General features: G+C 46.6%; 3 protein-coding genes and 1 pseudogene. 2 read left to right on the top strand and 2 right to left on the bottom strand.

The genetic code is table 11. The annotated features are described in order from the left end of the window. Window positions 1–415 (top strand): glycosyltransferase family 4 protein (locus IQ260_RS28460; RefSeq protein ID WP_193996440.1); only part of this gene is annotated, 415 nt, incomplete at its 5' end. Window positions 416–525: 110 nt separating this feature from the next. Here IQ260_RS28460 and gmd read toward each other — a convergent pair. Further along, a pseudogene (gmd, locus tag IQ260_RS28455) lies at window positions 526–1,587 on the bottom strand (GDP-mannose 4,6-dehydratase). Between the two features lie 122 nt (window positions 1,588–1,709). Here gmd and IQ260_RS28450 point away from each other — a divergent pair. Next, entirely contained in the window at window positions 1,710–2,681 is a 972-nt protein-coding gene (locus IQ260_RS28450; protein WP_193996439.1) for a GDP-mannose 4,6-dehydratase, read from the top strand. A gap of 122 nt (window positions 2,682–2,803) precedes the next feature. On the opposite strand, the gene IQ260_RS28445 is transcribed toward IQ260_RS28450, so the two are convergent. Beyond that, on the bottom strand, window positions 2,804–4,080 hold a 1,277-nt coding region (locus IQ260_RS28445; protein WP_322745069.1), incomplete at its 5' end, for a TAXI family TRAP transporter solute-binding subunit.

Genomic DNA, 4,080 nt, shown 5'->3' with positions numbered 1-4,080 from the left:
GGATAAGCGGTACACCCCAAAACTTCGTTTATATGTACAAGAACTGGGTTTAGGGGAAAGGATCAAGTTTCTGAGCTATGTACCCTACAAAAAATTGCCAGAATTGATAAGTAATGCCATCGCATTTGTCTTTCCCACTCTTTGGGAAGGATTTGGTTTGCCTCCTCTGGAAGCTATGGCTTGTGGGACTCCGGTGATTACATCGAATATTTCTTCTTTGCCAGAGGTTGTGGGTGATGCCGCTATCTCGATTGATCCACGTAATGTGGACCAATTAGCAAATGCTATGAAAATGTTAGCAAATGATTTTCAGTTAAGACATAAGTTAAAGCAGTTAGGCTTAGAGCGAGCTAAACAATTTAGTTGGCAAAAAACGGGTCGAACTACTGTGAAAGTTCTGAAGGAGTTTCTTTGAATCTATATCAATCTGTTGAATTCATTTAGCAAATTGTGTTGGCCATAGTTGTTGCCATCTAAAGCTCTTGATAATGACCTATGTTGTGACCTATGGGCGCGAAGCTATAACTATGAAATTGTTGCCTCAGCAGCTTCAGTTGATAAAGAAGGACTATTTATTTGCTGTGGATTAATGCCAATGGCCTTCAAGTCAGAATTAACCATTAGTTTGACTAATTGTTCAAAGGTTACTGCTGGTTCCCAGGCTAATTGTTTCTTTGCCTTTTCAGGGCTACCGATTAACAGATCGACTTCGGCAGGGCGTAAATATTTCTCATCAAAGGCTACATAATCCTGCCAGCGAAGATTTACATGACCAAAAGCTTTCTCTAGGAACTCCTCAACTGAGTGAGTTTCACCGGTTGCAACTACATAATCATCGGGCTGATCTTGTTGGAGCATCAGCCACATAGCCCTTACGTAATCTTTGGCATAACCCCAGTCGCGCTTGGCATCTAAATTACCCATATAAAGCTTTTTCTGGGTACCTGCAACAATGCGAGCGACTGCTCGGGTGATTTTTCGGGTGACAAATGTTTCCCCACGGCGTGGAGATTCATGGTTAAACAGAATCCCATTGCAAGCAAATAAGCTGTAGGACTCTCGATAATTGACGGTTTGCCAGTGGGCGAATACTTTTGCACAGGCGTAGGGACTACGGGGATAGAAAGGAGTGTCTTCTGTTTGAGGAACTGCCTGCACTTTGCCAAACATTTCAGAAGAGCCAGCCTGGTAGAAACGTACTTCGTTACCTGTACGCTGCTGTTAGTCGCGAATAATCTCTAATAGTCGCAGGGTACCCATGCCAACCGTGTCTGCTGTATACTCTGGGGAATCGAAGCTTACCCTGACATGGGACTGTGCGCCTAGGTTATAGACCTCTGCTGGCTCTACCTGCTCTAAAACACGCCGCAGCATGGTGCCATCATTCAGGTCACCGTAATGTAAAAATAGCTGTGTATCTTCTTTGTGGGGATCTGTGTAGAGATGATCAATCCGATCAGTATTAAATGTAGACGCACGGCGAATGATGCCATGAACTTCGTATCCTTTTTCTAATAGCAGCTCAGCCAAATAGGACCCATCTTGTCCTGTAATGCCGGTGATTAAAGCACATTTTGGCTGTTCCATAGCTTACTTGCCTTCTTGATAGTCAGTCGGTAATCACCCTATCCCAAATTGGCAAAAACATTAAGAAAAAACTGTAAATATTGCTATGGTTATTCACACGATTCTTACGGCTTGATAGGCACGTGGCAAAGAAAGCGCTGATAACCGGGCTGACTGGACAAGACGGCTCTTACCTTTCAGAACTCTTGTTAGACAAAGGCTATGAGGTATATGGAATGGTACGCCGCTCCAGCTCCAGTAGCTTTGGGCGTATTAGCCATTTTGCAGACAAAATCCATATTATTTCTGGGGATCTGCTTGATCAGTTTTCGCTGATGGATGCGATTGATCAGGCGCAGCCGGACGAGATTTATAATCTTGCATCTCAAAGCTATGTACCGTTGTCATGGACTCAGCCTGCACTGACGGCTGAGTATACGGCTATTGGTGTTTCTAGATTGTTAGAGGCGATTCGTCGATGTAAGCCGGATGCACGACTTTATCAGGCATCGAGCAGTGAGGTATTTGGCCAGCCGGATGAATCACCGCAGACGGAACGGACAGCATTTCGTCCGCGGAACCCCTACGGTGTGGCTAAGGCTTATGCCCACTGGATGACGATTAATTATCGTCAGAAATACGATCTGTATGCCTGTTGCGGCATTACTTACACTCATGAATCACCTCGGCGGGGGGCAGAGTTTGTGTTTCGTAAAATTACTCGTGGGGCAGTAAAAATTAAGCTGGGACTGGTGAACGAATTAAAGCTTGGGAACTTAGATGCCCGGCGTGACTGGTGCCATGCTGAGGATGTGGTCAATGCTATGTGGATGATGCTGCAGCAGAATAAGCCTGATGATTACATTATTGCTAGTGGCGAAACTCATACCGTTAAGGAGCTAGTGGACTGCGCATTTTCCTATGTAGGTTTGAACTGGCAAGATTATGTTTCTGTTGATCCAGCGTTTTATAGACCGGATGAGCCCGTTACATTAGCGGGCTCCATTGAAAAAATCAGACAGGATATACAGTGGCAGCCTGAGTATTCCTTTGAGAAGCTGGTTGAAGCAATGGTAAAAAATGAACTTGAGGAACTGACAGCTGCTGAGGCTTAATGCTGATTGTTGAAATACGAACCTTGGCATTCCAATGGTTTACATTACCCATCGTGACTGGTGGCAACCATTGTTATCCGATGAGTGTCAAACCTATTCGGCAAGTCAAGGGGCTAAAGGGGCTATCCCTTGGATGGGTCATCCACACGACTGTTCAGAATAATTTCTTGATGACGAATTGCCGTATTGGCGACTTCCCAAGGAAAAGTGAAAGATTGAAATGATTCGGGAGAAATGCGGTCGATATCGAGATCGACAACAACTTTTCTCAGGATTTCAAGCAGCTGCTGACGTAAATTCTGCAGTTCATCATAGTTTTTGGCCTGTTCTATTTTTTCGATCAGGTCCAAAATTTCGAGATTATAGCGATCGGCGCGGTCTTTTTGGTTCCGAATCAGCCATTGACGGCCTTGCCACAGGCTAGAACAGAGCAAAATTCCCACAGACAGCAGTAGACCAATGGGTTCTGCATAGGTGACCAAAAAGCTAGGATTGTCCTGGGTATAGTAAGCCTGAGCCCCGGCATGTAGAGGAAAGCCAAGGTTCTGACTTGCCTCTGGCGATTGGATATTGGCCGTGCGAGGATTGATGCGGATCAGTTCGCTCCGGTGTTCGTAGAGAATACGCGTAATTGCCTTGACAACGTCGGGATGGACCTGGTCATTTGCAATTAACAGGGCGCTAACGGCAACAACGGGTAAATCTTGCGGGGGGATGGGAGAACTGCCATCGTAGCTACCCTTTGGAATGACGGTGGACTCTAGGTAAGGCTGGGTCAGTTTTAGGGCGCCAATTTGATCGATTGGCACCAGCTTGAATTGGTTAGTGATTAACAGCTCGCCTATGCTGCTATTGCCAAGACCAATGATGCGAAATATGGCATCGACCTGACCCGATTGGAGAGCCTGATGAGCCTCAGCTACATCCATCGGGCGAGATTGAAAATCATTTTTGGTGAGACCATAGTGTTGACTCAGGGGCCAAAAGAGATTGTAGGAGCCACTTCCTTCGGGCATGAGAGCAATGCGTTTGCCTTTTAAGGCTGCCAGGGTGTCGATGTTAGCTTCTTTATTGGCAATTAGATGGAACATCTCTGGATAGAGCTGGGCCATAGCGCGCACGTTGGGCTGTACTGGAGTGTCGTTTTGGACGAGGGCCAGATCGACGGTGTGGGTGTGGACATCGTCCATGTTTTGGGCGGATCCTGGGGACTCGAGCACGTCCACGCGAATTTTCGGCTCATTGGTTTCGGTGACCTGGGCGATGGCCTGACCAAAGGCATAGTATTCGCCAGTGGGACTGCCTGTGGCTAGGCGGACAGTATAGATACGATTTTGGTCGTGGATGAGTTTGGCGATGGATGCGATCGCAACTCCCACGCTCACGACCACCACCAGCC

It is taken from the genome of Leptolyngbya cf. ectocarpi LEGE 11479 (assembly GCF_015207065.1).
Taxonomy (GTDB): domain Bacteria; phylum Cyanobacteriota; class Cyanobacteriia; order Phormidesmidales; family Phormidesmidaceae; genus Leptothoe; species Leptothoe ectocarpi.
Note: the sequence above shows the minus strand (reverse complement) of the source record. Positions and strands in the feature narration are given on the sequence as shown.